Genomic DNA, 1,978 nt, shown 5'->3' on the forward strand with positions numbered 1-1,978 from the left:
GGCGGGAGTCACAGGCCGCCGTCACGGTGGCAGCGGCGCCCGCCTCTCGGCGCACCCTCCTCGCAGCCGGCGGCGGACTCGTCCTCGGCGCGGGCGCGGTCGCCGGCTGGGTGCTCGGGCGCGGCGGCACCGAAGCGCTCACCTCGCCCGGAGCTCGGCCCGCCGCGGCAAGGACCACCATCCGGGTGCCGCGCGGCAGCGCACCGGCCACCCTGTGGCGTTACGACGGAAAGTCGGGGGAGCCGCTGGTGTGGCCGTTGAGCCTGTTCGGCGGCGAGATCGGCTACGTCCCCGAACCGCCGCGGCTGACCGCGATCGGCCTCGACACCGGCGAACTCCTGTGGACCCGCGACGACTTACCCGACCCCCAGCGCATCCTGCCGCTCGCAGGACAGGCCGTCACGGCGCGCGCCGGGCGCCTGCTCGGCCTGTCGACCCGGGACGGCAAGGAGCTGTGGACCCGGCCCGTGACGGTGAACTCCGGACGGGGCCGCCTCAAAATCCTCAACGGCTCCCTCGAGGAACGCACGGTCTACTACCACACGGGTCCCGAAGAAGGCGCCTCGATGGAGGCCCAGCCGCCGTACGTGGTGGCCGTCCGGGTGCCCGATGGCGGCGAGCGCTGGCGGCTGAAGGTCAGGACCGGCGCGCTCGACGAACTCGTGATGATCGCGGTCCCCGGCCTAGGCGACGACGTCCACCTGATGGAGCGCCGTATGCCGGGCGGGGCGCGCATCACCCGCATCGACAGCCGAGCGGGACGCGAGCGCTGGACACGGGTCCACGACTGGCCCCATGACTGGGCCAAGGGCGGCATGGGCCTGCTCGACTACGACCCGTACTCCGAGCAGCTCGTGGAACTGTCCCACGGAACGCTGCGCGCCGCCCGGGTGGACGACACCGCCCCGCGCTGGAGCCTCGACCTGTACGACGAGCCCGACGACGACATCCCCCGTAAGCCCAACACCACACAGGCCCGCAGGATCAAGGGAGTTGACGGTCCGCTCTACTTCATCGCGGGACCGCACCAGAGCGTGCACGCCGTCGATCTCAAGACGGGCCGCGAACACTGGCGCCATCGGCTGCCGGTCGACCTGGTCCGCGACAGGACCACCGGTTCGGTGATCCCGCCCTGGCTGAGGATCACCGAATCCGGCCGCACGCTCCTCGCCGCGCACCGCCTGGGCGTGGTCGCCCTGGACCCGCGCACCGGCACCGAGTTCTGGCGGTTCGCCGTGGCGAACGCCTCCGACGGCTACCAGGTCCACTCCGCGGGCGAACTCGCCCTGATCGTCAACGGCCTTTCGGTCTACGCCCTTCCGGTCAAGTGAGGACTTCCGATGACGGACGAGGAACACAGGCAGCGGCCCGGTCGGCGGGGTGACGGAGCGTCTTCGGGGCGGGGGGCGGAGGATGCCCGGCCTGCGGCTGGGGGGCGGGAGCCGGAGGATGCGCGGTCGGGTGAGGATGCCGGGCCGGGTTCGCCGGGTGAGGGCGCTCGGCCGGGTGCGCCTGGTGGGGACGTTCGGCCGGGCACGCCGGGCGAGGACGATCCCGAGGCCGCAGGGCGTGGAGCGGGTGGCCGGTCCGGTGCGGGTGATCCGGGTGGCACGGGCCTTTCCGATGGTTCGGGCGAGGGCGTTTCACGCGGTGTGGACGCTTCCGTCGGTGCGGATGCAGCTGGCGGTGCAGACGATTCCGGCGGTACGGGCGCTTCTGATGCTGCGGGCGATTCCGGCGGTGCGGACGCAGCTGGTGGTGCGGGCGATTCCGGCGGTGCGGACGCTGCTGGTGGTGCAGACGATTCCGGCGGTACGGGCGGTACGGGCGCTCCGGCGCGGGATGCCGAGCCGGCCCGTGCCGAGGGCGGCGCGGGTGCCCGGGATGCGGTGGAGGACGTCCGCCCGGCCGACGGGCCCGCAGGAGGCGAACCGGACCCGCAGACCCGCGCGTTTAGGCCCGCCCTAACCGCCTCGGG

2 protein-coding genes are annotated in these 1,978 nt (G+C 73.5%); both read left to right on the forward strand.

Translation table 11 applies throughout. The features are described 5' to 3' along the window. Window positions 1-1,331: PQQ-binding-like beta-propeller repeat protein (locus tag ABT367_RS41285; RefSeq protein ID WP_352259106.1), on the forward strand; the 1,331-nt coding region annotated here is incomplete at its 5' end. Between the two features lie 337 nt (window positions 1,332-1,668). Then, window positions 1,669-1,968: a hypothetical protein gene (locus tag ABT367_RS41290; protein WP_352259108.1), complete on the forward strand. Its 300-nt coding sequence runs from the start codon at window positions 1,669-1,671 to the stop codon at window positions 1,966-1,968. Window positions 1,969-1,978: the final 10 nt, after the last annotated feature.

The sequence above is a fragment of the Streptomyces mesophilus genome, assembly GCF_040300965.1.
GTDB lineage: Bacteria > Actinomycetota > Actinomycetes > Streptomycetales > Streptomycetaceae > Streptomyces > Streptomyces mesophilus_A.